Below are 25,043 nucleotides of genomic sequence, written 5' to 3'. Positions count from 1 at the left end.
CTGCGAGAAACGAAGCCGCGGAGGAGTCGGGCAGACGATCACGGAGGCAGCAATCCGTATGTATTCACAACCGTTGGTCGACGCCATCGCCGAGGCAGAGCACCTCGTCACGACGGCACCATTCATCGAGTCCGAGGCCGACCTCATCGAGGGGCTCCAGTACCTGGCAGGTTGCATCGCCGCGTGCACGCACGTCGCGTTCGACTACGACCGCGACCACCCGTTCCTCCACGAGGGGACAGGGCCGTTCACCAAGATGGGCCTGGACAACCCGGACACGATGTACTTCGGCACCCGGGTGCAGGCCAACCGCGAGTACGTCGTCACGGGCAGGCGCGGCAGTACCACCGACGTGAGCTTCCAGCTGCTCGGCGGTGAGTACACCGACGACAACGTGCCCGATAGCGAGACGGCATTCGACGACCGCAAGCTCGACATCGCCGCAGACGGCACCTTCGAGTGGCGATTCACGCCCACCAGTCCGGCCCAGCTCGTCATCCGCGAGGTGTACAACGACTGGTCAGCGCACCGCGGCTCCTTCGCCATCGCGCGCACCGACACCGAGGGCACCGCGCCGCCGCCGCTGACCAAGGAACTCATCGAGAAGCGTTACGCCGTGGCCGGTAAGCAGCTCGTTCAGCGCGTCAAGACGTGGTTGCAGTTCCCGAAGTGGTTCTACGACGACTTGCCCGTCAACACGCTGACCGCCCCGCGGCTGACCCCGGGCGGGCTGGCCACCCAGTACTCGTCGGTCGGGCACTTCGACCTGAAACCCGACCAGGCCATCGTCATCACGCTGCCGGTCACCGACGCGCCGTACCTGGGCTTCCAGCTGGGCAGCCTGTGGTACATCTCGCTGGACTACATCAACCACCAGACCTCGCTCAACGGCACCCAGATGCAGGCCGACCCGGACGGCAAGATCCGCATCGTCGTGTCCGACGCCAACCCCGGCGTGACGAACTGGTGCGAGACGCTGGGCCACGGCAAGGGTTACCTACAGTTCCGGTGGCAGCGGGTCTCGCGTGAGTTGACCGAGGCCGACGGCCCGACGATGGAACTGGTCGACATCGAACAGGTGGCCGCGGCGCTGCCGTACCACGAGGCGAACAAGATCTCCGAGGAAGACTGGCGCGCGCGTATCGCGCTACGCCAGAAGCAAATTGGCGACAGGATGGTGGGCTAGCCGTGGGTGGCATTCTCAAGGACAAGGTCGTCGTGATCAGTGGCGTCGGACCCGCGCTGGGTACGACGCTGGCGCGACGATGTGCCGAGGAGGGGGCCGACCTGGTGCTCGCGGCGCGGACCGTCGAACGGCTCGAGGACGTGGCGAAGACCGTCACCGATCTCGGGCGACGGGCGGTCTCGGTCGGTACCGACATCACCGACGATGCCCAGGTGAACAACCTCGTCGAGGAGGCGCTGAAGGCTTACGGCAAGGTCGACGTGCTGATCAACAACGCGTTCCGGGTGCCGTCGATGAGGCCGTTGGCCGACACCACGTTCGAGCACATGCGGGACGCGATCGAACTCACGGTGTTCGGCGCGCTGCGCCTCATCCAGGGCTTCACGCCGGCGCTTGCCGAGGCCAACGGCGCCGTGGTGAACGTCAACTCGATGGTCGTGCGGCACTCGCAGGCCAAGTACGGCGCCTACAAGATGGCGAAGTCCGCACTGCTCGCGATGTCGCAGTCGCTGGCCACCGAGCTGGGCGATCAGGGCATCCGGGTCAATTCCATTCTGCCCGGCTACATCTGGGGTGGCACGCTGGAGAGCTACTTCAACCACCAGGCGGGCAAGTACGGCACCACCGTTGACGAGATCTACAAGGCCACCGCGGCGGCGTCCGACCTCAAGCGGCTGCCGACCGAGGATGAGGTGGCCTCGGCCATCCTCTTCATGGCCAGCGACCTGTCCAGCGGAATCACGGGCCAGGCGCTCGACGTGAACTGTGGGGAGTACAAGGCCTGATGAACAACCCGGCACGCACCGACGTCGGAACCGTCGACGACCTGCACGCGTCGGCAACCAAGGCCTGCGGTCTCGACGACTTCGGTGTCGACGACGACAACTACCGTGAGGCACTCGGCGTGCTTCTGGAGTCCTTCAGGCGTGACGCCGACCTGACCGAACTCGGCAGCAAGATGAACCGGTTCTTCGTGCGCAACGCGCTCGTCGCCCGGCTGGTGTCCGAGGCGGCATTCGCGCAGTATCCGCAGCACGTCGATGTGCCGATCGAGCGGCCCATCTTCGTCACCGGGCTGCCGCGCACCGGCACCACGGTGATCCACCGCCTGCTCACCGCGGACCCACGCCACCAGGGGCTGGAACTATGGCTCGCGGAGTTCCCGCAGCCCCGGCCACCGCGCGAAACCTGGTCGCAGAACCCGGTGTTCGCCCAGCTGGACGCCCAGTTCAGCAAGGCTCACGCGGAGGACCCGGACTACACGGGCCTGCACTACATGACCGCCGATGAGGTGGAGGAGTGCTGGCAGTTGCTGCGTCAGTCGCTGCACTCGGTGTCCTACGAGACGTTGGCGCACCTGCCCACGTACTCGAAGTGGCTGGCCGGTCAAGACTGGACGAAATCCTATCTGCGGCATCGCAAGAACCTGCAGCTGATCGGTCTCAACGATCCGGAGAAGCGCTGGGTTCTCAAGAATCCGAGCCATCTATTCGCGCTCGACGCGTTGATGCAGACGTACCCGGATGCGCTGGTGGTGCAGTGTCACCGGCCGGCGGAGACCATCATGGCGTCCATGTGCTCGTTGGCGCAGCACACCACGGCGGGCTGGTCCAACTCGTTCACCGGCGCCCAGATCGGTGCGGACGCCCTGGAGACGTGGTCGCGAGGCCTCAAGCGGTTCAACGATGTTCGGGCCGATCATGACCCGGCTCAGTTCTGCGATGTCGACTACTTCGAGTTCGTCAAGGATCCGGTCGCGGCCGTCGAGGGCATCTATGAGCACTTCGGCATCGGGTTCACCGACGAGGCTCGCACGGCGATCGTCCACAGTCACGCGGAGAGCCAGAAGGGTCCCCGCGCGCCCAAGCACACTTACTCGCTGTCGGACTACGGGTTGACCGACGAGCAGGTCAAGGAGCGCTTCGCCGGGCTGTAGCCATCACCGGGCGGCCGGCGTGACTGCGCCGCGTTCGAAGACGACGTCGCCCCGCACGATCGTGGCGGCAACCGCGACGTCGTGGAGTTCCTCGTCGGGCACCTCGGCCAGAGTGCGGTCGAGCACCACGAGATCGCCTTGCCGACCGGGCTCGATCACACCGCGTGCATCCTGGCGTGCCGCCCTGGCCGCACCGCTGGTGGCCGCTTCGAACGCCATCCGGACTGACAGGGCCTCCTCCGGCAGGAACGGGCCATCGGTTTCCCCGGGATAGTCGCGGTTGACGGCGACGTGGATCCAGTCCATGGGGTTGGGTGTTGTCACGGGCCAATCGCTGCCGAAGGCCAGCGATACGCCGGCGCGCGCCATGGAGCGGAACTGATACTGAGTGGCGCGAAGCGATTCCGCGAGATAGGGCAGTGTCATCTGCGTCATTTGAGCATCCGACTGCGCCCAGAAGGGCTGAACGTTGGCGATGATGCCGAGCGCCGCCATGCGGTCGATGAGCGCAGAGTTGGTGATCTGCAGATGCGCGATCTGGTGGCGGTGATCGCGGGTGGGTGCACCGCGCATGAAGCTCTCGAACACGGTGAGGATCTCGTCGGTCGCCCGGTCACCGATGGCGTGCACGTGAATGTCGAATCCGGCACGGTCGATGTCACGCATGATCGGTGTGAGTTGGGCCGGCTCGAAGAAGGTGAGCCCGGAGTTCGTCTGCGTGTCATCGGTGTACGGCTGCGAGATGGCCGCGGTGAACGTCTCGCAGACGCCGTCGTACATCACCTTCACCCCGTTCAGCGCTAGGTGATCGTTCGGCGCGACTCGTTCGCGGGCCGCAATGAACTCCGGCAGCGCCTGCTCGGGATGCTCGCGGGGGAGCCAGAGGTTGCCGGTCGCCTGCCCGACGATCTCGCCACGCTCCAACGCCGTGAGATAGGTCCCGAAGACGTTGGTGGTGGGGACGAAATCGCCGACGATCGCCTCCTGCCAGCCCGTCACTCCCAGCGCCAACAGGTGCTTCTGGCCCGCCCGCAGGCCGGCCAGGCGGGTCGCCTCGTCCATCGGCGGCATCAGCTCGGAGACCAACTGCATGGCCGACTCGTGCAACAGCCCGACCGCTCGGCCGTCGGCATCGCGCTCGATGCGCCCTCCGGCCGGGTCTGCAGTGCGATCGTCGACGCCGGCCCGAGCCAGCGCCGCGGAGTTCACCCAGGCGCTGTGCCCGTCCTTGTTGGCGAGATATGCCGGGCGTGCTCCGGTGATCGCATCGAGTTCGCCGAGCATGCGGCCGGTGTCCTCGAAGTGATCGAGTGACCACCCGCGACCAATGACCCAGTCGGCGTCGGAGTGTGCACAGTAGTCGGCGATTCGGGCGAGCGCCTCATCGCGAGAGCCAGTGGCAGACAGGTCGCATCGCGCGAGTTCCACGCCCGACTCCACGAGGTGTACGTGTGCGTCGGTGAAGGCGGGGATGACGGAGCGGCCATGCGCATCGAACACCGCGGCGTTGCTCACGGGGCGGTGCGCGACCATCGGCTCGACTGCCGTTATGGTGCCGTTCGCCACCGAAATGGCATGCAGCCCATCGATACCGAGAAGGGGCAGGTCACAGTTGACGAGGGTGAAATCGGCAACGGTCATGTTTCGACTCTCCAATGAAAAAGGGGTCAGCCGACGAACGTTCGGGTGACGTCGCGTGACGAGGAGCCGCCGGCGCGCAGAATCACGATGACGACCGCCAGCACCAGCAGGGTGCCGACCAGCATCACGGTGGCCATCGCCGCGAGTTCCGGGCGCAGGCCGGCCTTGATCGAGCTGAAAACGTACACCGGCCAGGGCGTGCTGCCGGTGGCCTGTACGAACGCAGAGATGATCGTGTTGTCGAGGCTCAGGGTGAACGCCATCAACCCACCGGCCACGATCGACGGGAGCAACTGAGGCAGCATGATCTGCCGGAAGCCATTCCACTGCGACGCATAGAGATCCGCTGCAGCCTCAGCGAGTGCCGGGTCCAGTGAGCGCACTCGCCCGCGGACGAGGAACGACACCACCGCCGTCGCGAACAACGAGTGTCCGATCGCGAGCCGCAGCACACCGTTCTCCAGCGGCCAGATTCCCGCGTCGATAACCAGCGAGGTGAGCCATGGCAGCAGCGACACGGCCTGCACGATCTCGGGTGTCACCAGCACCAGGCCGATGACGCCGACGATGACCGACGTGACCGCACCGCGGCGCATACCGATCCCGATGCCGAGGAAGGTGCCAAGCAGCGTGGCGATCAGCGTCGCGAGGATCCCGGCCTGGATGGAGACGACGACCGAGTCGAGGATCGCGGAATTGTTGAACGCGCCCTGATAGGCGTCAATGCCTGCGCCCTCCCACGCGCCGAGCAGCCGGCCCGTGTTGAACGAGTACACGACGATCACGAGGATGGGCGCGAACAGAAAGCACAGCACCCCTACGCCCACCACGAGCAGCGCCCGATCGATTGCCGAACGGTTGTTCCTCACGAGGCGGTTCTCCCAATGCCAGCGGTTTCCACAGCGAGTCTGTTGTGCCGGCGCGAGATGCGCATTGCCACCAATCCGGCGACGCCGATGAGCGCGATTGTCAACAGGGTGATCAGGATCAGCATGACCGACATGGCCGATCCGAGCGCCCAGTTCTGCCCCTGCTGGAACTGGCCGGCGATCATCTGCCCGACCATGTTGCCGCGCGCGCCGCCGAGCACCGACGCGGTGATGTAGTCACCCATCAGCGGGATGAACACCAACAGCACCCCGGAGATGATTCCCGGACTCGCCAGCGGCAACGTCACCTGACGGAAGGTCGCCCATCGTCCGGCTCCCAGATCCGTACTCGCCTCTCGCAGCGCCGGACTCATGCGCTCCAGTGCGACGAAGATCGGCAGGATCATCAGCGGCAGATAGTTGTAGACGACGCCGAGTTGCACGGCCTGCTTGGTGTAGAGCATCGAGAACGCGCCGTCGACCAGGCCCATGGACCGCAGCAGCCGGGTCGCCGGGCCCTCGGGCGCCAGGATGATCTGCCAGCCGATGGTGCGGACCAGGAAGTTCGTCCAATACGGGATGAACACCAACGCCAGCACCACATACCGCCAGCGCGTCGACACCTTGATCGCCAACCAGTACGCGAACGGCAGGCCGAGTGCCAGACAGATCGCCGTGCCCAGCACCGCGATCTGGAGCGTGTTCACGAAGGTCGCCAGGAAGGAGCCGCTGAGCGCCTCCTGATACCGGCCAAGGGACAGTGTGTCATTGGCGTGCGTGGCGTACAGGCTGGGCTTGTGGCCCAGGCTGTACCACACGACCACCAGGATGGGGACGACGAAGAACAACGCGAACCACAGCGCGCCGGGAATGGCGAGAGCGGTGAAGAGACCGCCGCCACGCAGACGACGGCGCGTGGCAGTCAGCAGGCCAGTCATCAGCCCCCCGCTCGGGCTTTCATCTCGCTGACGATGTCCATCCGCACCTGCTGCGCGTCGTTGATGACACCGGTGTACATGCGTGTCTTCTGCTCCGCGGTCGGGAAGATCATGTCGAGCAGTTCGGCGTTCTCGGAAACGAGTCGTTCCTGAGTGCCGGTGACGCCGGTGCCGTACCCGACGAACTCGGTGTTGCGTGCCGCCTGGTCCACGCCCAGCGAGTAGTTGATGAACTCGTATGCGGCATCACGGTTCGGTGCATCCTTGACGATGGCCCAGTTGTCCATCCACAGGTTGGTCTGCGGGGTCGGCAGGACCCACTTCCAGCGCTCTGGCGTTGGGCTGGACAGGATTCCGCGCCTGGCGTCGCCGTTCCAGCTGTGCATGAGAACCTGCGTGCCCTGCGGGATCGCGCTACTGCCGGGTGACGAGTCGAACGACGAGATGCACGGGGCGAGTTCGTCGACGAGGAATGTGCGGATCTGGTCGAGCTGGGCCGGATCGGTGGTGCTCTGATCCCAACCCCGGGCGAAGCAGAGGATCGCTGCGATCTCGCCGGGATCGTCGACGAGCGAGGTCCTGCCCTTGGCCTCGCCCTTGGCGGCGGAGATGAAGTCATCCCACGAGGTGAGTTCCCGTTTGATGACCGTGGTGTCGTAGACGAACCCCGTTGTGCCCCAGAACTTGCAGACGGAGTGGGTGTTGTCGGGATCCCACTTCTGATTGCGGAAGGCGTCGTCGATGTTGGTGACATTGGGCAGCCGCGACATGTCGAGCGTCTCGAGCAGGCCGTTCTCGGCCATCTGCGGGATGAAGACGCCGGTGGGGATGACGATGTCGTAGCCGCTGGTCCCGCGTGCTGCAACGAGTTTCGCGATCATCTCCTCATTGGAGGAGTAGGCGTCGATCTTGACCGGCTTGCCGAAGCCCGACACGTTCTCGTCGGCGTCGTATCCGGCCCAGGAGTAGACGCGCAGGTCGCCCGATGCGGCCGACCCTCCGGGCTTTGAGCACGCGGCGAGTGCGACCGCGGCACTGACGCCGGCGACGCCGCCAAGGAACAGGCGCCGACTGATCGCAGCCTCGCGGCCCTTGGGCACGAGCAATCTGGGCGCTCGGTTCAGTGTCATCTCAATTACCCTTCGTGAGTGCCGGTTCGGGCGTCGTCGCCTGAGCCGTCGGTGAATTGGCCGGGAAGGCCGCGACCGCTGTGTCTGCCCAGGAGCAGGTCACCGTGTCGCCCACGACGATGCTCTCGTCGATGTCTCGGCGCGGAACTCGCGCGATGATCTCCTGGCGCGCAGCCGAGTGCAGCACGTACTGCACGACGTCGCCGAGATAGCTACGGGCGACCACCGATGTTCCGATGGTGTCGCTGTCGGTGGGATGCTCCCCGGCGCGCAGACGCACGGCTTCGGGCCGCACCGCGAGTGTGACCGGCTCCCCGGCCACGAGCCCGTCCGGCGCCTGGGTCAGGCTGAAGCGCGTGCCGTCGGCAGTCGCGAACCGTCGATCGGTGTCGACGGCGCCCTCGAAGAAGTTCTGCTGGCCGACGAACCCGGCGACGAACCTGGTCGCCGGTCGCGTGTAGACGGCGTCCGGGGCATCCAACTGCTCGATTCGGCCATCGTTCATGATCGCGATGCGGTCGCTCATGGCCAGGGCCTCGTGCTGGTCGTGGGTCACGAACAGGAATGTGGTGTTGAGCCGATGCTGGATGAGTTGCAGCTCGATCTGCATCTGTTCGCGCAGTTGACGATCGAGCGCCGCGAGGGGTTCGTCGAGCAGCAGTACCTGGGGGCGATTGACGAGAGCACGGGCGAGGGCTACCCGCTGCTGCTGTCCGCCCGATAGCTGGGCTGGTCGCCGGTCCGCGAGCGGGGTGAGGCGTACCAGGTCCAGGGCATCGGTGACGCGGTCTTCGATCTCGCTCTTGGCGACCTTGCGCTGCCGCAGGCCGTAGGCGATGTTGCCTGCGACGCTCAGGTGCGGGAAGAGCGCATATGACTGGAACACGGTGTTGACGTCGCGCTTGTTCGCTGGGGTGTCTCGGACCGAGACACCACCGAGTCGGATGTCGCCCGCGTCGACCGATTCGAATCCGGCAATCATCCGAAGCGTCGTGGTCTTACCGCATCCCGATGGGCCGAGTAGCGAGACGAATTCGCCGGGGCGCAGCGTCAGGTCGATACCCTTGACAACGGTGTTGTCCCCGTAGCGCTTTGTGAGACCACTCAGTTCGAGGGCGCCGCTGGCATGCGTGTCGGTCATTTCTCCTCAATTCGCTCATCGGCGGCAAATGGTGCGCCGTCCAGCCACGTGACCACGCGATCGATGATGTGTCCCGGTGTCATGGAGATGTCCACCCGGAGACCGTGCTCGTCGTCGCGCAATGGTTCGAGGGCGCCGAGCTGAGACTCCAACAGTGTCGACGGCATGTATTCATGGGTGCGTTCGCTCAGTCGATGGGCGATCAGCGATGCCGTGCCGTCCAGGTGGACGAATACGACCGTGGGCGCGAAGGACCGTATGCGATCTCGATACTTCGCCTTCAGCGAGGAACACGCGAGGACCGGTGACGCACCGAGTCGCACCTCTCGTTCGATCGCTTGCCCGGCTCGGGTGAGCCACGGCGCACGGTCTTCGTCGGTGAGCGGTATGCCACGCGCCATCTTGGTCTTACTGGGCTCATCGTGTAGATCGTCGGCGTCGATGAACGGCTCATTCAGCCGTGTGGCCAGGCCCATGCCGACCGTGGTCTTCCCTGTGCCGGAGACCCCCATGGCGACTATCGGGGGAACGCGTCGAACTCTCGACACTGGTGATCCCACTTCACTCCATCCTCTTGCCACTGTGCTTGCAGTCACACTATCGCCTAATAGGCATACGAATGCAACCAAATAGTCGACATCGTATGTCTTCAACCACAGTGGCCTGGCTATGACAGGATGTATGGGTGGACGGGGACGCGATAGTCGGTGCATTGCATGAGAGTCTGTTGACCGCGCTCGGCACCGCGATCGTGTCCGGGCAGTACGCGTCCGGGCATGTGCTCACTCTCGATCGGGTGGGTGCGGAGCACGGTGTGTCGCGCAGTGTCGCCCGTGAGGCAATCCGGGTTCTGGAGTCGATGGGCATGATTGAGTCGCGTCGGCGCGTCGGCATCACGATTCAGCCACCCGAGAAGTGGAATGTATTCGACCCCAGGATGATTCGCTGGCGTCTCGGATCAGGCGACCGGGCAGCGCAGTTGGTGTCGCTATCCGAACTGCGCCGCGGTGTCGAACCGACCGCGGCGGCGTTGGCCGCCCGACGGGCCGATCCGCACCAGTGCCGGACCATGGCGGCAGCGGTATCAGACATGGTCATGCACGGCCGTTCAGGTGATCTTGAAGCGTATCTCCTGGCGGACAAGGCCTTTCATCAAACACTGCTTGAAGCCAGCGGTAACGAGATGCTACGGGCGCTCAACGGCGTGATTGCCGAGGTGCTCACTGGTCGCACCCACCACGGCATGATGCCGGAGAGGCCCAACCCGGCCGCCATCGAGTTGCACGATGAGGTCGCGCGAGCGATACGGCTGGGTGATGAGGCGGGCGCCGAGCGCGCTATGCGGGCGATCATCGATGAGGCGGCGGCCGCTGTCGGTGACGGCCTCGAGTAAAGGCCCGTGGGCGATCACTGCTCGGCGAGCTCGGCACGTACGTCGGGTGCGCCGAGCCTTGCTGCGTTAGCGGTCTGATCGTCGGGCTGGCGCTGCGATTCGATCTCAGCGCCGACCCGAGCCCGGAAGTACGCAACTTCTCGCCGGGTGTGCAATTCGTCCCAACCCAGTAGCGGCGCAACCAATTCGGCGACCTCCTGCGCGACGTCAACACCCCGGTCCGGGGTTTCGATCGAAATCCGGGTGCGGCGGGTGAGGATATCGTCTACGTGCAGTGCCCCCTCGTGGGATACGGCGTAGACCACCTCGGCCCGCAGATACGGCGAGTGCGGCGAGATGCGCCGGGCCAGGGACGCATCAGCGTCGATGATGCCAAGGATCTCGGTGATCGCGCTGCCGTAGCGGCCGAGCAGGTGTTCGACGGCGGCCAGGTCCAGACCCGCCTCGGTGGCGAGCCGCGCCCGCGCCGCCCACATCTCGTGGTAGCCGAGGGCGCCGATCAGTGGAAGCCGATCTGTGCGCGACCTCTCCGCGCGCAGGCCCCGCACTGCCGTGTCGATCGCGTCCTTGGCCATGACCCGGTAGGTGGTGTACTTGCCGCCTGCGACGATGACCAGCCCGTCGGCAGGGCTCACCACGGCGTGCTCACGCGACAGTGTGGAGGTCTGGTCGGAGTCGCCGGCCAGCAGGGGGCGCAAACCGGTGTACACGCCGACGATGTCGTCATGAGTGATGGGTGTCTGCAGCAGCCTGTTGACCTGGTCGAGGATGTAGTCGATATCCGAGGCGCTGGCCGCGGGATGAGCGAGGTCCCGATCCCAACTGGTATCCGTGGTGCCGATCACCCAGTGCGCGTCGCTCCACGGGCACGGGATGACGAAGAGGAGGCTCTTCTCCGTCTCGGTGATGATGCCGGTGCGGGAGTCGATGGCGGCGCGGGGCACGACGACGTGAACGCCCTTGGACGCGCGCACTCCGAAACCGCCTTGGCTGCCTAGGATTTGCCCAACCTCGTCCGTCCACGCTCCTGTCGCGTTGACGGTCCGTTTGGCGCGGACCGCGATCTCCCTGCCGGTCTCGAGGTCCTTGACTCGTGCGCCGACAACACGATCGCCGTCCCGGAGAAACCCGACCATGCGGGCGCTGTTGGCGCAGAGCGCGCCGTAGCTGGCGGCAGTGCGCGCGAGCATCATCGTGTGGCGGGCGTCGTCGAGGTGGCCCTCATAGAAGCTGACACCGCCGTGCACGGCCCCCAACTTTGCGCCGGGAAAGCTCTGCAGTGTCTTGCGCTTGCCGAGGTGGCGGTGATGAGTGGGTACGCCCCGTCCGGCGCCCAGCACGTCGTAGACGCCCACACCTGCGCCGACCCAGGCCCGGTCGATGCCACGGCGCATCAGTGGATACAGGAACTCGACGGGTCTGGCGAGATGCGGCGCGAGGCTGTCCATGATCAGGGAACGCTCCCGTAGGGCCTCGAAAACCAGGGCGAAGTTGAGCTGTTTGAGATAGCGCAATCCGCCGTGCACGAGCTTCGATGAACGGCTCGACGTCCCGGCCGCGTAGTCACGCGCCTCGACCACGCCGGTGATGAGCCCGCGAGTGACCGCGTCCAACGCCGCTCCCGCCCCGACAACGCCGGCGCCGATGACCAAGACGTCCAGTTCGGTGGTCGCCATGGTGTCCAGGGCAAGACGGCGGGATTCGGGGCTAAGGGGGACTGGGGTGAGGGTCATGGGCTGTCCTTTGGTCGAAACAAGTTGTGGCAAAGGGTTTGTCATGTCACATCAACCCAGTCCAAGGTGCGCTCGACGGCCTTTCGCCATCCGCGGTATCCATGCTCGCGCCGTTCGGCGTTCCACTGCGGATGCCAGCGGGTGCTCTCGTGCCAGTTCTGCCGCAGCTCGTCGGTGCTCTTCCAGAAGTCGACTGCCAACCCGGCGGCGTAAGCGGCACCGAGCGCGGTGGTTTCGGCCACGACCGGCCGGCTGACCGGGATGCCGAGCACATTCGCCTGGATTTGCATGCACAGGCTGTTGGCCGTCACGCCGCCGTCGACCTTGAATATCTCGAGCGGCACTCCGGAGTCCTTGTGCATGGCGTCGGCCACCTCGCGGCTCTGGTAGCAGATCGATTCGAGTGTGGCGCGCGCGATATGGCCCCTGTGGTGGTAGCGCGTCAGTCCGACGATGGCGCCGCGGGCGTCTGAGCGCCAATGCGGTGCGAACAAGCCGGAGAACGCCGGCACGAAGTACGCCCCGTCACTGTCCTGCACCTGCGCAGCGAGGGATTCGCTGTCGGCGGCGTGCTCGATGATCCCGAGTTGGTCGCGTAGCCACTGCACCGCCGAGCCCGTCACGGCGATCGAGCCCTCGAGTGCGTATGTGGCGGGCTGGTCCCCGAATTGGTAGCACACCGTCGTGATGAGTCCGTTGTTCGACCGAACGAGTTGTTGGCCGGTGTTCAGCAGCAGGAAGTTTCCGGTGCCGTAGGTGTTCTTCGCATCACCGGCGGACAGGCAGAGGTGTCCGATCATGGCGGCCTGTTGGTCGCCCACTGCGGCTGACAGTGGTATCGATGACCCGAACGGTCCCACAACTCCCGTGTGTCCGTACAGGTCTGGTGCCGAGGAGGGACGGATTCGGGGAAGCATCTGCCGCGGAACGTCGAACAACGCCAGCAGTTCGTCATCCCAGTCCAGCGTCTCGAGGTTCATGAGCATCGTCCGACTGGCGTTGGTGACGTCGGTGACGTGCACGCCGCCGCTCGGACCGCCGGTCAGGTGCCACAGCAACCAGGCGTCGATGGTGCCGAACAGTGCGTCACCGTCTTCGGCCGCTTTCCTGACACCATCGACGTTGGCCAGGATCCAGGCGAGCTTTCCGCCGGAGAAGTACGGCGCCGGTGGCAACCCGGTCTTGTGACGGATGACGTGTCCGGCTTCGCCGGCGTCGAGTTCGGCCGACATCCGGTCCGTGCGAGTGTCCTGCCAGACGATCGCGTTGTAGTAGGGCAGACCGGTGCGCCTGTTCCACACCACCGTTGTCTCGCGTTGATTGGCGACTCCGATGGCGGCAAGGTCGTCTGGGCGCAACCCGTGCTCGTCCAACGCCTCGTTCATCACCGTTTCCGTGTGCTGCCAGATCTGCACCGGGTCGTGTTCAACCCAGCCTGGGCGGGGAAGGACCTGTTCATGGGGACGTTGGTGGCGAGCGATCACGCGGCCGCCGTGATCGAAGACCATGAAGCGTGTGCTGGTGGTGCCCTGGTCGATGGCGCCGACGAAATCTGGCATGAGACAGGTCCTTTCACGGCTGTACTGGCCCAAGCGCATTCTGATCGCGGTCGGACACAAGCTGTTGACACTGCGTTGTGACCCCGCTTACAGTAGCGAGTATCCCGATAGGCGGGGTTTTATTCCGATAATCGGAATAGGTTCTGAGATCAACTTGAAGAGGGTGAGACGTCGCAATGGAGCGAGCCCGAGTGGCAGTGGACGACGAACGCGAGAAGTCACCGATCAAGCGGGTCGCGGCGGCCAGCCTCATCGGCACGACGATCGAGTGGTACGACTTCTACATATACGGAGCGGCTTCGGCGACGATCGTCGGGACCCTCTTCTTTCCCGGTTTCTCGACCCTTGCCGGCACCCTTGCGGCGTTCAGCACGTTCGCCGTTGGATTCATCGCACGTCCGCTGGGCGGGGTGTTCTTCGGACACTTCGGTGACCGAATCGGTCGCAAGAGAATGCTCATCGTCAGCCTGCTGGTGATGGGTGCGGCGACCTTCGCCATCGGTCTGCTACCGACATTCGACGCGATCGGCGTCTGGGCGCCAATCATTCTGGTGAGCCTGCGATTCATTCAGGGATTCGCCGTTGGTGGCGAATGGGGCGGTGCGGTCATCATGGCCGTTGAGCACGCCCCTCGGAACCGGCGCGGCTTCTACGGCAGCTGGCCCCAGATGGGGGTGCCCATCGGACTTCTCATGTCGACGGGCCTGTTCGCGATGTTCTCGGCGATGCCGGATGACGACTTCCGAACGTGGGGATGGCGGGTGCCGTTCCTGCTGAGCATCGTGCTCGTCGCCGTCGGCCTGTTCATCCGGCTCCGCGTCATCGAGACGCCGGTGTTCGACAAGCTCCAAAAGCAGGGAGCGGTCGCGAAGATTCCGTTCTTCGAGCTGGTTCGGTCCAACACGAAGAATGTGCTGCTCGCCGGCGGTATCTATCTCGGTCACGGGGTGCTGTTCTATGTGCTGAGCGTCTTCACCCTGTCCTGGGCCACCACCGAGCTGGGGATGCCCAGAAGTGTCTTCTTCACGGGGATCATGATCGCCGCCGCGTGTCAGGCGGCCCTGGTCCCCATCTTCGGTCGACTCTCAGACAGCCTCGGCCGCCGGCGGACCTACGCCATCGGTGCTGCGCTCGCCACGGTGTGCGCCTTTCCGCTCTACTGGATGATCGGGACCGGCGTGCCGGCTCTGGTGTGGACATCAGTGGTCGTCGTCCTTGGCGTGGCGCACCCGATGATGTACGCGCCGACCGCGGCCCTGTACGCGGAGATGTTCCCGCCTCGTGTCCGCTACAGCGGTGCGTCGGTCGGTTATCAGATCGGTGGCGCGACAGTGGGATTCGTACCACTGTTCGCCGCATCCATCGTCGGCTGGGCCGACGGCGCATCCTGGCCGATCTCCGTCCTGATCATCGTGAGCACCGTCATCGGCCTGATCTCCATCTACCTCGTCAAGACGACCTATGGCGACGACTTCACGGGTTCAGGTGCGTCGTCGGGCGCCGCGGATCTCGAAACCCTCACGAAGATCGCTGATTAGAAGAGAAAGTGGGAATGAATATGACCAACGAATATGACTACGACGTCGCTGTGGTGGGTGGTGGTACCGCCGGCGCGTTCGCCGGGATCGCAGCGGCCGCGACGGGCGCCAAGACGATCGTCATCGAGCAGTACGGTTACCTTGGCGGCATTCTCTCGCTGGGTATGAACCTCCTGGGATCGGCTGATGCAGAGGGTTATTGGGCGCTCGGTGGATACCCCCGAGACATCGTTCGCGACCTGATCAAGAACGAGCACGCGACGCCGCCGGTGAAGGACAGCCTCTTCGGCTCGATCCTCGCCCAGGATCCCGAACCGTTCAAGATCTTCCTGCTGCGCGCGGCCAGGGAGCACGGCGCAGATCTGCTGTTCCACACCATGTTTCTGGGTGTGGAACGCGAGGGTGATCGCGTCGCGAAGTTGACCGTCGCGAACAAGGCCGGTATCTCGACGATCAAGGCGAAGTATGTCGTCGACGCGACCGGTGACGCGGACGTGGTTGCGCGGGCAGGTGGCGAGTTTGTCTTCGGCAACGGGACAGACCGGGTGACCCAGCCGGTCAGCAACATCTTCCGCGTCGGTGGGGTTCTCCTGGACAAGGTGTGGGACTACCTCGAGGAGCATCCGGAGGACCGCACCGCTCCGACCGGCTGGACCGGGACGGGGTACACGATGGAGTACATCCGGAACACCCCAGGCGTGCACCTCATGGCATTCCAGAACCTGATCCAACAGGCCAAGGACGCCGGTGATTTCACCATGCCGCGTAACCGCCTTGGTATCTACACCCTGCCCGGCCGCGACGATGTCGTCATCAACCTCACCCGCGTACACGGCATCGACGGAACCGATCCCTGGGACGTCAGCCGCGCAGAGGCCGAGACCCAGCTGCAGACCTACGAGGCGCTGCACTTCCTGCGCAAGTACGTGCCCGGCTTCGACCGCTGCTACCTGGCGAACCTGCCGCACCAGCTGGGTGTGCGGGAGTCGCGGCACATCGTCGGCGAGCACACGCTGACGCGCGAGGACGTGCTCGCCGGGCGGGACTTCGAGGATCAGGTCGGACGCGGTGCGTATCCGCTCGACATCCATGACACCGGCATCGGGGCCAAGGTGCTCGGGACGAAGGTTGAGGGCGGGGGTATCACACTGCAGTACCTGTCCCGGTCGTACGGGATTCCGAAGCGCGCGTTGATCCCCAACGGGCTGGACAACGTCATCGTTGCCGGCCGGTGCATCAGCTCAGATCACGAGGCCGCAGGGTCCGTGCGCGGCCAGGCCGTCTGCATGGTGAGCGGTCACGCCGCAGGCACGATCGCGGCGTTGGGCGCACAGAGTTCAGGCGTGGCACTGCGCGATATTCCGCACGGCGACGTCCAGGACGTGCTGCGGCAACAGGGTGCGGTGCTGGAGCGCAACCAGCTGATCGACTGACAAAGCGCAGTGAGGCCGAGGTCGCCATGCCGGAGTTCTCCGGACCTGCGTGTTCCGACGGGAGTTAGGATTCCGGCATGGCGACTGATGGCACCCTTGCCAAGGGCTTCATCTTGCTCGACGTACTCGTTGATCACCCCGATGGCGTGACCGTGACCGGGCTGTCTCGGGAGGTCGACCTGCCGCCCAGCACGGTTCATCGGTTGCTCACCGAGATGGTTCGCATCGGTCTCGCGCGCATCGACCCACAGAGCCGGCGGTATCAACTGGGAATGAAGCTCTTTGAGCTGCACCACCGGGCCTCCGAGGTGCGCACGCTGCCGGAGGTGATGCTCGCGGTCATGCGCCGACTGGCCGACAGCACCGGCCGAACCATCTTCATCGGTGCCAGGGAGGGCGCGGAGTACTACTACGTGGAACGGCTCGGTGGATCCGATCGCGTGCAGATCAGGGCCTACGTGGGGGAGCGGCTGCCGCTGCATGCGGCGGCAGGCGGCAAGTGTCTGCTGGCATTTCTTCCGGCTGCTGAGCAAGAGGAAATCATCAGGCAACTGCACTGGGAGAAGTTGACGCCCAATACCCACATCGATGAAGAGGACTTCCGCAAGGAACTGCGCCAGGTTGCCGAATCTGGGTATGCGGTGAACGACGGCGAGATTCAGCGGGGCATCCGAGCGGTCAGCGTGCCGATCATGAAGGGTGCAAGGCCCGCATACGCGTTGACGGTGTCCGCTCCCGACTTCCGGATGCCGCTCGACGAGATCGCCACGTTCCTCCCTCAGCTGCGAGACGCCGCGCAGGAGATCGCGCTCCAATTGCCGCGCGATGAGGATCTGTCGGTGCGCTCCGCCTGAGGGCGACAGATCACGCGGTCAGATTGGCGAGTGCCTCAATGCGATCCAGCGCGTTCCGAGCCAGTGCCAACACGTCATAACCGTTGACGGGTCCGCATGTGGAAATGCCCACGGCGGCATTGTGCGCGGCGACGTACGCGCTGTCGCAGGCCCAGTCGGTGGCGGTGAGAGACCACAGCACGATATCGGGTGAACCGGATTCCACCGGGGGCCCCAGCCTGAAGACGTAGGTGCGGTCGCGCATCGTGGTGACCCGCAGGGGCGTTTCCCGACACGATTCGAGGGTTCTCCGCGTCCGGTCGAGTGCGTCGCGTGCGTCGAAGTCGGCCGGGTAGACGCCGGCCATCTCCTCGATGACCACCCCGTGGCCTGTGGCATCGGACCAGTGCCCACCATCGGTTGCGGCCGGATCGAGGTCAAAGATGAAGGGCGGGTCCACTTCCCGGGCTATCCCACTGCACTGCTGCGGTTCGACGGTGGCGAACAGATTGCCATCGACATCCCCGACACTCGGGCTCAACAAGTCACGGACCTGTCCGGCGGTGATGGGTGCGACCGCTGACTCGGCCTGTGGCCGCGCAGTGTCGACGACCTGCGTGCAGCCGGTGAGAACGGCGCCGAACACGAGCACCAGTCCCGATTTCCACATGGCCAGGACAGTAGGCGCTCAGCCGTCGCCGGGGGAGGGGGCAGAGGACACTTCCTCCAGGCAACCCTCGGCCACCGCGTGCTTGATGCTGTCCGACAGTCGTGGGCACGATCGGCTGCGACTGCTGTCGCCACCGCCGGCGCGAATCTCGGAGAACACGGCGCACCGGGTCGAGGCGTCCGAGTTCCACTGCACCGTGGTTTGGCTGGGGCCGAGCTTCTTCACCGCGACAGTGGCGTGGCAGAACCGGCAGTCGACCGGAACGAGACCTGCCGTGAGGTAACGCTCCCGGTCCTGGCGGCTGGCCTCGCGGATGGCTGCGGCGCGCGCCGGGTCGGCCGCGAAGTCAGGTGCCTTCGACCACGACCCGCTCGCCCGGCCCTCACCCGTCGGGTGGTCGGCGCCGTGCTCGTCGTCGTGGCCGTGCTCGTCGTCGTGGCCGCTGAGCTGCAGCATCGAGCGGGCCAGGCGGTCTACGTCTGGTGCCTGGGTCCGCTCGTCACTGGCCGTCATGGCTTGTCCTCTGCTCTTCGCGAGCGCTTATCGGGTGGCTTGCTCTGGCGCTTCCTGCTGTTCGGCCTGCAGTGCCAGATTCTCCTCGACCTGCACCTGCCACTTCTCAATGGCAGCCGTGGTGTCGACCTCGGTCTCGAAGCGGTCGGTCATATCGGCGGTGACATCCGCTGCGTCCACGTAGAACTGCTGATACCAGCGACGCATCTGGTAGACCGCGCCGTCCTCCTCGACGAGCAGCGGGTTGTCGATGCGCGTCTTGTGCTTCCAGATCTCGACGTCCTGCAGGAACCCCTTGCTGACACCCTCGGTGAACACTCGGGCCAGCTTGTCGGTGGTCTTCTCGTCCAAGCCCTTGGGCTTCTCGACGATGACGCCCCACTGCAGCACGAACGAGTCCTGGCTGACCGGGTAGTGGCAGTTGATCAGGATGGACTCGGCCTTGAAACCGCCGTAGTTGTTGTGCAGCCAGTTGATCATGAACGACGGCCCGAAGTAGCTGGCCTCCGAGTCCAGGTGCGCCTCACCGTAAGTGGTGCCCATATCGCTGATGTCCGGGCGGCCGACGTTGTGCAGGTACTGGCTGGCGATGTGGCCCTCGAACACGTTCTTGAAGTACGTCGGCATGCCGTAGTGGATGTAGAAGAAGTGCGCCATGTCGGTGACGTTGTCGATGATCTCGCGGCAGTTGGAGCCCTCGATCAGCATCGTGTTCCACCGCCAGTCGGTCCACTCGTCGCTGTCGAACTCCGGGATCTCGGGAATGCGCACCTCGGGCTGCGGCGGGTTGCCCTCGACGTCGTGCCAGACGAACAACAGGCCACCGCGAACGTCGGTCTCCCAAGCGCGGGTGCGGGCCAGGCGCGGCGTGCGCTTGGCGTAGGGCACCAGCTTGCACTTGCCGTCGCCGCCCCAGCGCCAGTCGTGGAACGGGCAGGCGACCTCGTCACCCTTGATGGTGCCCTGGGACAGGTTGCCGCCCATGTGTCGGCAGTACCCGTCGAGGACCTTGAGATCGCCGTTAGAGTCGGCGAAGACCACCAGCATCGTGCCGAAGATCTCGATGCCGTGCGGCTTGCCGTCCAGGAAATCCTTCACCGGTCCGAGGCAATGCCAGCCACGCGCGAACCGTTCCGGCAGCGCGCCGGTGTCGATCTCGCGTATACCTGCAGTTTCTGTACTCACGGTGGGCCTCCCGTTTCTGAGCTTCTAACTAGAACACGTTACAGTTTTTCACCCCGGGAGCGCAATGTGAGCAGGTAGACGGGCTCTTCTGCGAGCGCTCATCGCCAGCCAACAGTGTCTACCACGCGGTATATGTAGGAGATGCCGCTGTATTCATTCGAGGGACGATCCCCAGTGATCGATCCGAGCGCGTTCGTCGCACCCACCGCGACGCTGGTCGGGGACGTTCACGTCGAGGCGGGTGCGTCCGTGTGGTTCAACGCGGTCCTGCGCGCGGACTTCGCCCCCATCATTATCCGCAAGGGCGCCAACGTGCAGGACTGCAGCGTTCTGCACGCACCGCCGGGCATCCCCACTGATATCGGGCCCGGCGCGACCATCGCGCACAGCTGTGTCATTCACGGTGTGAACGTCGGCCCCGAGGCGGTGATCGCCAACCACGCGACGGTGCTCGACGGAGCGGTCATTGGACGGCGCAGCCTGATCGCGGCGCACTCGCTGGTCGTCGGCGGCACCAAGATCCCCGACGAGGTGTTCGTCATGGGTGCGCCCGCCAAGGTTCGTGGACCGATCGCGGGGACCGGCGCGCAGCTGTGGGTGGACACCAACCCGGGCGCCTATCAGGACCTTGCCCGGCGGTATCAGGCCGGGCTGGAGCTCATCGCCGAGATCTGACGCGTCTGCCAATACCGCAGGTTCGCAGCGCCAAACATCCCTGGATTCATCCTGATTGCAACGCTCCCGCAGTCCGGTGCGTGATGCCACTCTGTCCACTGCCAAGCGGCGTGCGATGGCGCATGCCCGGCACGCGGGGGGCCGCTCGTTTCATCTGGTCCAGGAGGCTGTGTGTTCCACCCGTCCAACTTGTCACCCGGTATCGGCTTCGCGCTGATGCTGGGGCTCGGTGCCTTCATGTTCGTGGTGGCCTTCACGGTCCGCACAATGGTCAAGAACACCCACGACTTCGTCATCGCCGATCGCCGCATCGGGTTCGGCTTCGGTGTCGGCTCCGTGATCGCGGTCTGGACCTGGTCGATGGCCGTGATGATGTCGTCGGCGCAGGCATTCACCTTCGGCATCTCAGGTCTCATCTGGTTCGTCGTGCCCAACGGTCTCGCGGTGATGGCGATGGTGCCCTTCGCACTTCGGCTTCGCCGCCAGATGCCCGCCGGCTACACCATTGTCGAGTTCATCCGCGCACGTTTCCAGAACAAGCCGGCGACGACCGTGATGCTGGTCGCGATGCTGCTCGGACTGCTCGCTGAGATCTTCATCAACCTCTTCGGGGTCGTCCTGGTGATGGGCGTGGTGTTCGACATCAACCCCACCGTCGTGCTGATCGTCACGCTCGCGACGGTGACGGTGTACTCGTACTTCGGCGGGCTGTGGACCTCGGCGATCACCGCCACCTTCAACACCATGCTCATCACCATCCCCGCCGCCGTCGTGGTCCTCTTCGTCCTGCAGAAGGTCGGCGGACCCGACGTGGTCTTCCAGCGTGTCGACGCCGCCGGACCCGACACGCTCAACGCCTTCAGTCCCGCCGCCGCCGCGGGTTTCGGAATCTCGCTGGCGCTAGGGCTTCTCGCGTCCACCATGGCCGACCAGACGTTCTGGCAGAAGGCGTGGGCCCTCAAGCCGGCATCGATGGGCCGCACGTTCGTGTGGGCGGGCCTGTGGTTCTACCCGATCCCGATCGTGATGGGTCTGCTCGGTCTCGTCGGGCTGGCCTTCGGCCTCCAGACATCCGATCTGGGCGCCGCGGGATCCGGTGGTGTCGGGCCATACGTCGTGAGCAACCTGGGCCTGCCGATCATCCTGGTGGCGCTCTACGTGTTGATCATCCTCAACGCGTGCTACTCCACCATCGACGGCGCCTTCTCGGCACTCTCCTCAGTTGTCGCCGTCGACATCCTCAAGCCAAGCAATCCGAACATCTCCCAGAAGTCGCTGTTCCGCTACACCAAGGCATCGATCATCATCGCCGGCGTGGTCGGCGGGGTGGTCGTCAGCTCGGGCATCGACTACGTCGAGCTAGTCAACACCGTCTACTTCATCAAGGCCGCGCTGATAGTCCCGCTCGGCCTGGCCATCTTCTGGCGCCGCATGACGTCGACGGCGTTCGTCGCCAGCCTGGTGCTGGCCATCGCCATCGGCTACCCAGTACGCGAATTCGTCGGCGAACTGCCGGGAATCATTACCTTGGAGGCGATCTCACTCGTGGCTGCCGTCGGTATCAGCCTGTTGTCGAAACAGTCATTCGACTTCGCGTCGCTGCGGGATCGCGGTGAGGCGCTGACCGAGGGCCGTGCGCCGGCGGTCAAGGTCGACAGGGCCGCGGATCCGGACCCGGTCCGATGATCGCCTTCTGGATAACCGTCGTCATCGCGGTGGTGGTGGCCATCGTCTACGTCACGCTCGCAGTGCAGTCCTTCCTCCGGGTACGCCGAGACGTGCTGGCACTGGCCGCATCCGGCGAGACAGCGGAGATCGACACGACCGGACTGGACGACGATGGCACCGGGTTCGCGTGGAAGGCGCTGGGCGCCGTTGTCGTGTCAACATCTGTCATCGTGCTGCTCGGTGTGAGCCCCGTGTTCTGGTACCTGCCGGTGATCCTGGCCATCGGAACGGCCGTCGCCGTCATCGCAGCGTTCATCATCGACTCCAGGAGCGCGGAATGACCAACTCCAAGAACACGAAGACCAAAGCGCACCTGCTTGGCTTCGTTCAGCACGGGGTGATGAACCACGCATCGACGATGTGGGCGCATCCGCGCGACAAGGTCGGCTACCACTGGTCGCGCCCGGAGTACTGGCGCGATCTCGGCCGCATCATGGAGCGCGGCCTGTTCGACGCGATGTTCATCGCCGACGAGCTGGCGCCCTACACCACCTACAAGGGCAATTCGGATCCCGTGGTGAAGTTCGCGGGCCAGTGTCCGGTCCACGAACCGGCCAGCGTGGTGCCGATCGTCGGCGCGTTCACCAAGAATCTCGGCATCGGCATCACGCTGTCCACATCCTTTGTGCCGCCGTACATGATGGCCCGCCAGCTGTCGACACTTGATCACCTCACCGGCGGCCGGGTCGGGTGGAACATCGTCACGTCGTACTCCAAGAGCGAGTTCCAGGCGATGGGCAAGGAGAACCTCACCCCGCGTGACAAGCGCTACGAGGTCGTCGAGGAGTACATGCAACTGCTGTACCAGCTGTGGGACTCCTGGGATGACGATGCGATCGTCTACGACCGCGCCAACGGGATCTTCGCCGACCCCGCCAAGGTGCGGGAGGTCGACTTCCAGGGCGAGTTCTTCCAGTCGAAGGGCAGGCACTTCGTCGCGCCCTCGCCGCAGAAGCGCCCGGTGCTGTGGCAGGCCGGGTCATCCGATCAGGGTCGCGAGTTCGCCTCCAAGCACGCCGAATCGGTGTTCGGCATCTTCCCGACGCCCAAGAGCATGCGGGCCTACGCCGACGATATCCGCACCCGCGCAGACGATCACGGTCGCGACCCGCAGTCGGTGAAGCTCATCTACGGGCTGCAGACCATCATCGATCGCGACAAGTCCCGTGCCAACGACAAGTACGCGGAGTTCGTCGAGAACGTCCAGATCGAGAGCGCCCTCGGAATCCTCTCCGGCCACACCGGTTTCGACTTCTCGACGCTGAATCTCGACGATAACGTGGTGGACGCCGACGTACAGGGCATCCGCGGCCTGTTCGACGCCATCCTGGAAGCCAAGGACGGCGCACCGGTCACGGTGCGCGAGGCCGCCCAGATCTACGGCACCTCGATGGGTGCGCCGGTCGCGGTGGGAACGCCGCAGGACGTGGCCGACCAGATGGAGCACTACCTCGACGAGGGCGGCTGCAACGGCTTCATGATGCTGGCCACCGACACCCCGGGCTGCTTCAACGACATGACCGAGCTGCTGGTGCCCGAGCTGCAGCGCCGCGGCCGCTACCGCACCCGCTATCCCGGGACCACGCTGCGCGAGAGCCTGCAGGAGTACTGATCAGCGCACGCACTCGCAAGGCACATTTCCTCGCCTTCATGCAGCACGGTGTCAGCAGTCACTCGGTGGGCATGTGGCGCCATCCGCAGGACAAGGTCGGGTGGGACTACGCGTCGCCGCCGTACTGGCAGCACCTGGCCCGGACCTTGGAGCGGGGCCTGTTCGACGCAGTCTTCCTGGCCGACGAACTGGCACCGTACAACTCGTATGAGGACAGTTCGGACGCGACGGTCCGCTACGCGGTGCAGGCTCCGACGCACGAGCCCGCGGCGCTGACGCCCATCATCACCGGCGCCACCGAGCACCTCGGGGTGGGCATCACGCTGTCCACGGCGTTCGAGCACCCGTACTCGATGGCGCGTCGTCTCTCCACATTCGATCACCTGTCCGGTGGGCGGGTGGCGTGGAACATCGTCGGCTCGTACTCGCCGTCGGAGTTCGCCGCCTACGGCCAGGACATGCCCGATCGATCGACGCGCTATGAGCGCATCGAGGAGTACGTCGACCTGTGCTGTCGGCTCTGGGACTCCTGGCAGCCCGACGCCGTCGTCGCCGACCGGGAGTCGGGCATCTACGCGCACCCGGAGAAGGTCGCCGAGGTGGTCTTCGAGGGCAAGTACTTCCGTTGCCGGGCACGGCACTTCGTGGCACCGTCGCCGCAGGGCAGGCCGGTGCTGTGGCAGGCGGGGGCCAGCGAACAGGGGCGCCGGTTCGCCGCCGCCACGGCCGAGGCGATCTTCTCGATCCAGCCGACGGTGGCCTCGATGCGTGCCTACTCCGACGATATCCGCGGGCGGGTGGCTGCGGCGGGCCGCGACCCGGAGGCGGTCAAGCTCTACTACGGCGCGCAGGTCATCATCGGCGCGACGGAGTCCCAGGCTCGGGAGAGGGCCGAGTACCTGCGGTCGCTGCTGCGGCCGGAGGCATCGCTGGCGATGCTGTCCGGCCAACTGGGCGTGGACTTCTCGAAGTTCGACCCGGAGGCGCCTCTGCAGGACATCCCGGTGCCCGGCATTCAGGGTGTCAAGGACGCGCTGGTCGCCACCGGGGCCGGTGAGGCGGTGACGGTCGCCGAGGCCGCCGACATCTACGCGTTCCGGTTCTCCATGCCCCAGATCATCGGCACTCCGGAGTCCGTCGCCGACCAGCTCGAGGTGTTCCTCGACGACGGCGGTGCCGACGGCTTCATGCTCCTGGCCACCCACACACCCGGGTGCTTCGAGGAGTTCGTCGACCTCGTCGTCCCCGAGCTGCAGCGACGCGGTCGGTACCGTACGCGCTATCCGGGAAACACGCTGCGCGCCAATATCCTCGGTGACTAGCGGCGCAG

At 65.2% G+C, this 25,043-nt stretch carries 23 protein-coding genes; 12 read left to right on the top strand and 11 right to left on the bottom strand.

From position 1 onward, the window contains the following. Positions 1–58 precede the first annotated feature (58 nt). Genes ABIA65_RS12835 through ABIA65_RS12825 form a run of 3 tightly spaced genes read left to right on the top strand, consistent with a single transcriptional unit; the run spans position 59 to position 3,122 of the window. Positions 59–1,186, top strand: a complete 1,128-nt coding sequence (locus ABIA65_RS12835; protein WP_241402961.1) for a hypothetical protein — start codon at positions 59–61, stop codon at positions 1,184–1,186. A gap of 2 nt (positions 1,187–1,188) precedes the next feature. Next, positions 1,189–1,971 (top strand): SDR family oxidoreductase, encoded by a 783-nt coding sequence (locus ABIA65_RS12830; RefSeq protein ID WP_241402962.1) that lies wholly within the window; start codon positions 1,189–1,191, stop codon positions 1,969–1,971. After that, the gene (locus ABIA65_RS12825) at positions 1,971–3,122 is read left to right on the top strand and encodes a sulfotransferase family protein (RefSeq protein WP_354523718.1); all 1,152 of its coding nucleotides are present in this window, start codon (positions 1,971–1,973) and stop codon (positions 3,120–3,122) included. Before ABIA65_RS12830 ends, ABIA65_RS12825 begins: the two co-directional genes overlap by 1 nt. A 3-nt stretch (positions 3,123–3,125) precedes the next feature. Here ABIA65_RS12825 and ABIA65_RS12820 read toward each other — a convergent pair whose 3' ends face one another. From ABIA65_RS12820 to ABIA65_RS12795, 6 genes are read right to left on the bottom strand one after another with little or no spacing between them, the layout of a single operon-like run. Next, positions 3,126–4,763, bottom strand: coding sequence for an amidohydrolase (locus ABIA65_RS12820; RefSeq protein WP_354523717.1), 1,638 nt, complete (start codon positions 4,761–4,763; stop codon positions 3,126–3,128). 26 nt (positions 4,764–4,789) lie between these two features. After that, positions 4,790–5,632 (bottom strand): ABC transporter permease, encoded by an 843-nt coding sequence (locus ABIA65_RS12815; protein ID WP_241402964.1) that lies wholly within the window; start codon positions 5,630–5,632, stop codon positions 4,790–4,792. Next, positions 5,629–6,570: an ABC transporter permease gene (locus ABIA65_RS12810; protein ID WP_354523716.1), complete on the bottom strand. Its 942-nt coding sequence runs from the start codon at positions 6,568–6,570 to the stop codon at positions 5,629–5,631. Before ABIA65_RS12810 ends, ABIA65_RS12815 begins: the two co-directional genes overlap by 4 nt. Then, positions 6,570–7,700: an ABC transporter substrate-binding protein gene (locus ABIA65_RS12805; RefSeq protein WP_354523715.1), complete on the bottom strand. Its 1,131-nt coding sequence runs from the start codon at positions 7,698–7,700 to the stop codon at positions 6,570–6,572. The genes ABIA65_RS12810 and ABIA65_RS12805 overlap by 1 nt, the downstream gene beginning before the upstream one ends. A 1-nt stretch (position 7,701) precedes the next feature. After that, positions 7,702–8,841 (bottom strand): ABC transporter ATP-binding protein, encoded by a 1,140-nt coding sequence (locus ABIA65_RS12800; protein ID WP_354523714.1) that lies wholly within the window; start codon positions 8,839–8,841, stop codon positions 7,702–7,704. Next, on the bottom strand, positions 8,838–9,353 hold the full coding sequence (locus tag ABIA65_RS12795; RefSeq protein WP_241402968.1) for a gluconokinase: 516 nt from the start codon (positions 9,351–9,353) through the stop codon (positions 8,838–8,840). Before ABIA65_RS12795 ends, ABIA65_RS12800 begins: the two co-directional genes overlap by 4 nt. A gap of 173 nt (positions 9,354–9,526) precedes the next feature. On the opposite strand from ABIA65_RS12795, the gene ABIA65_RS12790 reads away from it, so the two are divergent. Then, entirely contained in the window at positions 9,527–10,234 is a 708-nt protein-coding gene (locus ABIA65_RS12790) for a FadR/GntR family transcriptional regulator (RefSeq protein ID WP_241402969.1), read from the top strand. A gap of 14 nt (positions 10,235–10,248) precedes the next feature. Here the strand turns inward: ABIA65_RS12790 and ABIA65_RS12785 are convergent, their stop codons facing one another. Both ABIA65_RS12785 and glpK read right to left on the bottom strand, forming a co-directional pair. Further along, positions 10,249–11,967: a glycerol-3-phosphate dehydrogenase/oxidase gene (locus ABIA65_RS12785; protein ID WP_354523713.1), complete on the bottom strand. Its 1,719-nt coding sequence runs from the start codon at positions 11,965–11,967 to the stop codon at positions 10,249–10,251. Between the two features lie 41 nt (positions 11,968–12,008). Beyond that, entirely contained in the window at positions 12,009–13,526 is a 1,518-nt protein-coding gene (gene glpK / locus ABIA65_RS12780) for a glycerol kinase GlpK (protein ID WP_354523712.1), read from the bottom strand. 191 nt (positions 13,527–13,717) lie between these two features. Between glpK and ABIA65_RS12775 the strand changes: the two genes are divergently transcribed. The 3 genes from ABIA65_RS12775 to ABIA65_RS12765 all read left to right on the top strand — a co-directional run bounded on the left by ABIA65_RS12775 (position 13,718) and on the right by ABIA65_RS12765 (position 17,351). Next, positions 13,718–15,064 (top strand): MFS transporter, encoded by a 1,347-nt coding sequence (locus tag ABIA65_RS12775; protein WP_354523711.1) that lies wholly within the window; start codon positions 13,718–13,720, stop codon positions 15,062–15,064. A gap of 20 nt (positions 15,065–15,084) precedes the next feature. Further along, positions 15,085–16,497: an FAD-dependent oxidoreductase gene (locus ABIA65_RS12770; protein WP_354523710.1), complete on the top strand. Its 1,413-nt coding sequence runs from the start codon at positions 15,085–15,087 to the stop codon at positions 16,495–16,497. Positions 16,498–16,574: 77 nt separating this feature from the next. After that, on the top strand, positions 16,575–17,351 hold the full coding sequence (locus ABIA65_RS12765) for an IclR family transcriptional regulator (protein WP_354523709.1): 777 nt from the start codon (positions 16,575–16,577) through the stop codon (positions 17,349–17,351). 10 nt (positions 17,352–17,361) lie between these two features. Here the strand turns inward: ABIA65_RS12765 and ABIA65_RS12760 are convergent, their stop codons facing one another. Genes ABIA65_RS12760 through ABIA65_RS12750 form a run of 3 tightly spaced genes read right to left on the bottom strand, consistent with a single transcriptional unit; the run spans position 17,362 to position 19,698 of the window. After that, on the bottom strand, positions 17,362–18,000 hold the full coding sequence (locus ABIA65_RS12760) for a sensor domain-containing protein (RefSeq protein ID WP_354523708.1): 639 nt from the start codon (positions 17,998–18,000) through the stop codon (positions 17,362–17,364). 18 nt (positions 18,001–18,018) lie between these two features. Next, positions 18,019–18,513 carry a hypothetical protein gene (locus ABIA65_RS12755; RefSeq protein WP_241402971.1) on the bottom strand — a complete coding sequence of 165 codons (495 nt, stop codon included), beginning with the start codon at positions 18,511–18,513 and terminating at the stop codon, positions 18,019–18,021. Between the two features lie 27 nt (positions 18,514–18,540). After that, complete coding sequence (locus ABIA65_RS12750; protein ID WP_241402972.1) at positions 18,541–19,698, bottom strand: 3-ketosteroid-9-alpha-monooxygenase, oxygenase component; 1,158 nt, start codon at positions 19,696–19,698, stop codon at positions 18,541–18,543. Positions 19,699–19,839: 141 nt separating this feature from the next. Here ABIA65_RS12750 and ABIA65_RS12745 point away from each other — a divergent pair, with 141 nt between their 5' ends. The 5 genes from ABIA65_RS12745 (at position 19,840) to ABIA65_RS12725 (ending at position 25,035) form a co-directional block, all read left to right on the top strand. Next, positions 19,840–20,373 carry a gamma carbonic anhydrase family protein gene (locus ABIA65_RS12745; protein ID WP_354523707.1) on the top strand — a complete coding sequence of 178 codons (534 nt, stop codon included), beginning with the start codon at positions 19,840–19,842 and terminating at the stop codon, positions 20,371–20,373. Between the two features lie 171 nt (positions 20,374–20,544). Next, positions 20,545–22,059, top strand: coding sequence for a sodium:solute symporter family transporter (locus ABIA65_RS12740; RefSeq protein ID WP_241402974.1), 1,515 nt, complete (start codon positions 20,545–20,547; stop codon positions 22,057–22,059). Then, on the top strand, positions 22,056–22,382 hold the full coding sequence (locus ABIA65_RS12735) for a hypothetical protein (protein WP_354523706.1): 327 nt from the start codon (positions 22,056–22,058) through the stop codon (positions 22,380–22,382). Before ABIA65_RS12740 ends, ABIA65_RS12735 begins: the two co-directional genes overlap by 4 nt. Beyond that, on the top strand, positions 22,379–23,713 hold the full coding sequence (locus ABIA65_RS12730; protein ID WP_241402976.1) for an LLM class flavin-dependent oxidoreductase: 1,335 nt from the start codon (positions 22,379–22,381) through the stop codon (positions 23,711–23,713). Before ABIA65_RS12735 ends, ABIA65_RS12730 begins: the two co-directional genes overlap by 4 nt. Positions 23,714–23,751: 38 nt before the next feature. Further along, complete coding sequence (locus tag ABIA65_RS12725; RefSeq protein ID WP_354523705.1) at positions 23,752–25,035, top strand: LLM class flavin-dependent oxidoreductase; 1,284 nt, start codon at positions 23,752–23,754, stop codon at positions 25,033–25,035. The last annotated feature ends 8 nt before the right edge of the window (positions 25,036–25,043 follow it).

Source organism: Mycolicibacterium sp. 624, from assembly GCF_040548615.1.
GTDB lineage: Bacteria > Actinomycetota > Actinomycetes > Mycobacteriales > Mycobacteriaceae > Mycobacterium.
This window is presented reverse-complemented; position numbering and strand designations above follow the sequence as displayed.

Bases quoted from the DNA above. Each gene is read 5' to 3' on its own strand.
- ABIA65_RS12760 (WP_354523708.1), bottom strand. From the start codon at position 18,000: ATGTGGAAATCGGGACTGGTGCTCGTGTTCGGCGCCGTTCTCACCGGC.
- ABIA65_RS12825 (WP_354523718.1), top strand. From the start codon at position 1,971: ATGAACAACCCGGCACGCACCGACGTCGGAACCGTCGACGACCTGCAC.
- glpK (WP_354523712.1), bottom strand. From the start codon at position 13,526: ATGCCAGATTTCGTCGGCGCCATCGACCAGGGCACCACCAGCACACGC.
- ABIA65_RS12745 (WP_354523707.1), top strand. From the start codon at position 19,840: ATGCCGCTGTATTCATTCGAGGGACGATCCCCAGTGATCGATCCGAGC.
- ABIA65_RS12725 (WP_354523705.1), top strand. From the start codon at position 23,752: ATGCAGCACGGTGTCAGCAGTCACTCGGTGGGCATGTGGCGCCATCCG.
- ABIA65_RS12770 (WP_354523710.1), top strand. From the start codon at position 15,085: ATGACCAACGAATATGACTACGACGTCGCTGTGGTGGGTGGTGGTACC.
- ABIA65_RS12835 (WP_241402961.1), top strand. From the start codon at position 59: ATGTATTCACAACCGTTGGTCGACGCCATCGCCGAGGCAGAGCACCTC.
- ABIA65_RS12765 (WP_354523709.1), top strand. From the start codon at position 16,575: ATGGCGACTGATGGCACCCTTGCCAAGGGCTTCATCTTGCTCGACGTA.
- ABIA65_RS12795 (WP_241402968.1), bottom strand. From the start codon at position 9,353: ATGGGGGTCTCCGGCACAGGGAAGACCACGGTCGGCATGGGCCTGGCC.
- ABIA65_RS12810 (WP_354523716.1), bottom strand. From the start codon at position 6,570: ATGACTGGCCTGCTGACTGCCACGCGCCGTCGTCTGCGTGGCGGCGGT.
- ABIA65_RS12735 (WP_354523706.1), top strand. From the start codon at position 22,056: ATGATCGCCTTCTGGATAACCGTCGTCATCGCGGTGGTGGTGGCCATC.
- ABIA65_RS12800 (WP_354523714.1), bottom strand. From the start codon at position 8,841: ATGACCGACACGCATGCCAGCGGCGCCCTCGAACTGAGTGGTCTCACA.
- ABIA65_RS12755 (WP_241402971.1), bottom strand. From the start codon at position 18,513: ATGACGGCCAGTGACGAGCGGACCCAGGCACCAGACGTAGACCGCCTG.
- ABIA65_RS12785 (WP_354523713.1), bottom strand. From the start codon at position 11,967: ATGACCCTCACCCCAGTCCCCCTTAGCCCCGAATCCCGCCGTCTTGCC.
- ABIA65_RS12730 (WP_241402976.1), top strand. From the start codon at position 22,379: ATGACCAACTCCAAGAACACGAAGACCAAAGCGCACCTGCTTGGCTTC.
- ABIA65_RS12805 (WP_354523715.1), bottom strand. From the start codon at position 7,700: ATGACACTGAACCGAGCGCCCAGATTGCTCGTGCCCAAGGGCCGCGAG.
- ABIA65_RS12820 (WP_354523717.1), bottom strand. From the start codon at position 4,763: ATGACCGTTGCCGATTTCACCCTCGTCAACTGTGACCTGCCCCTTCTC.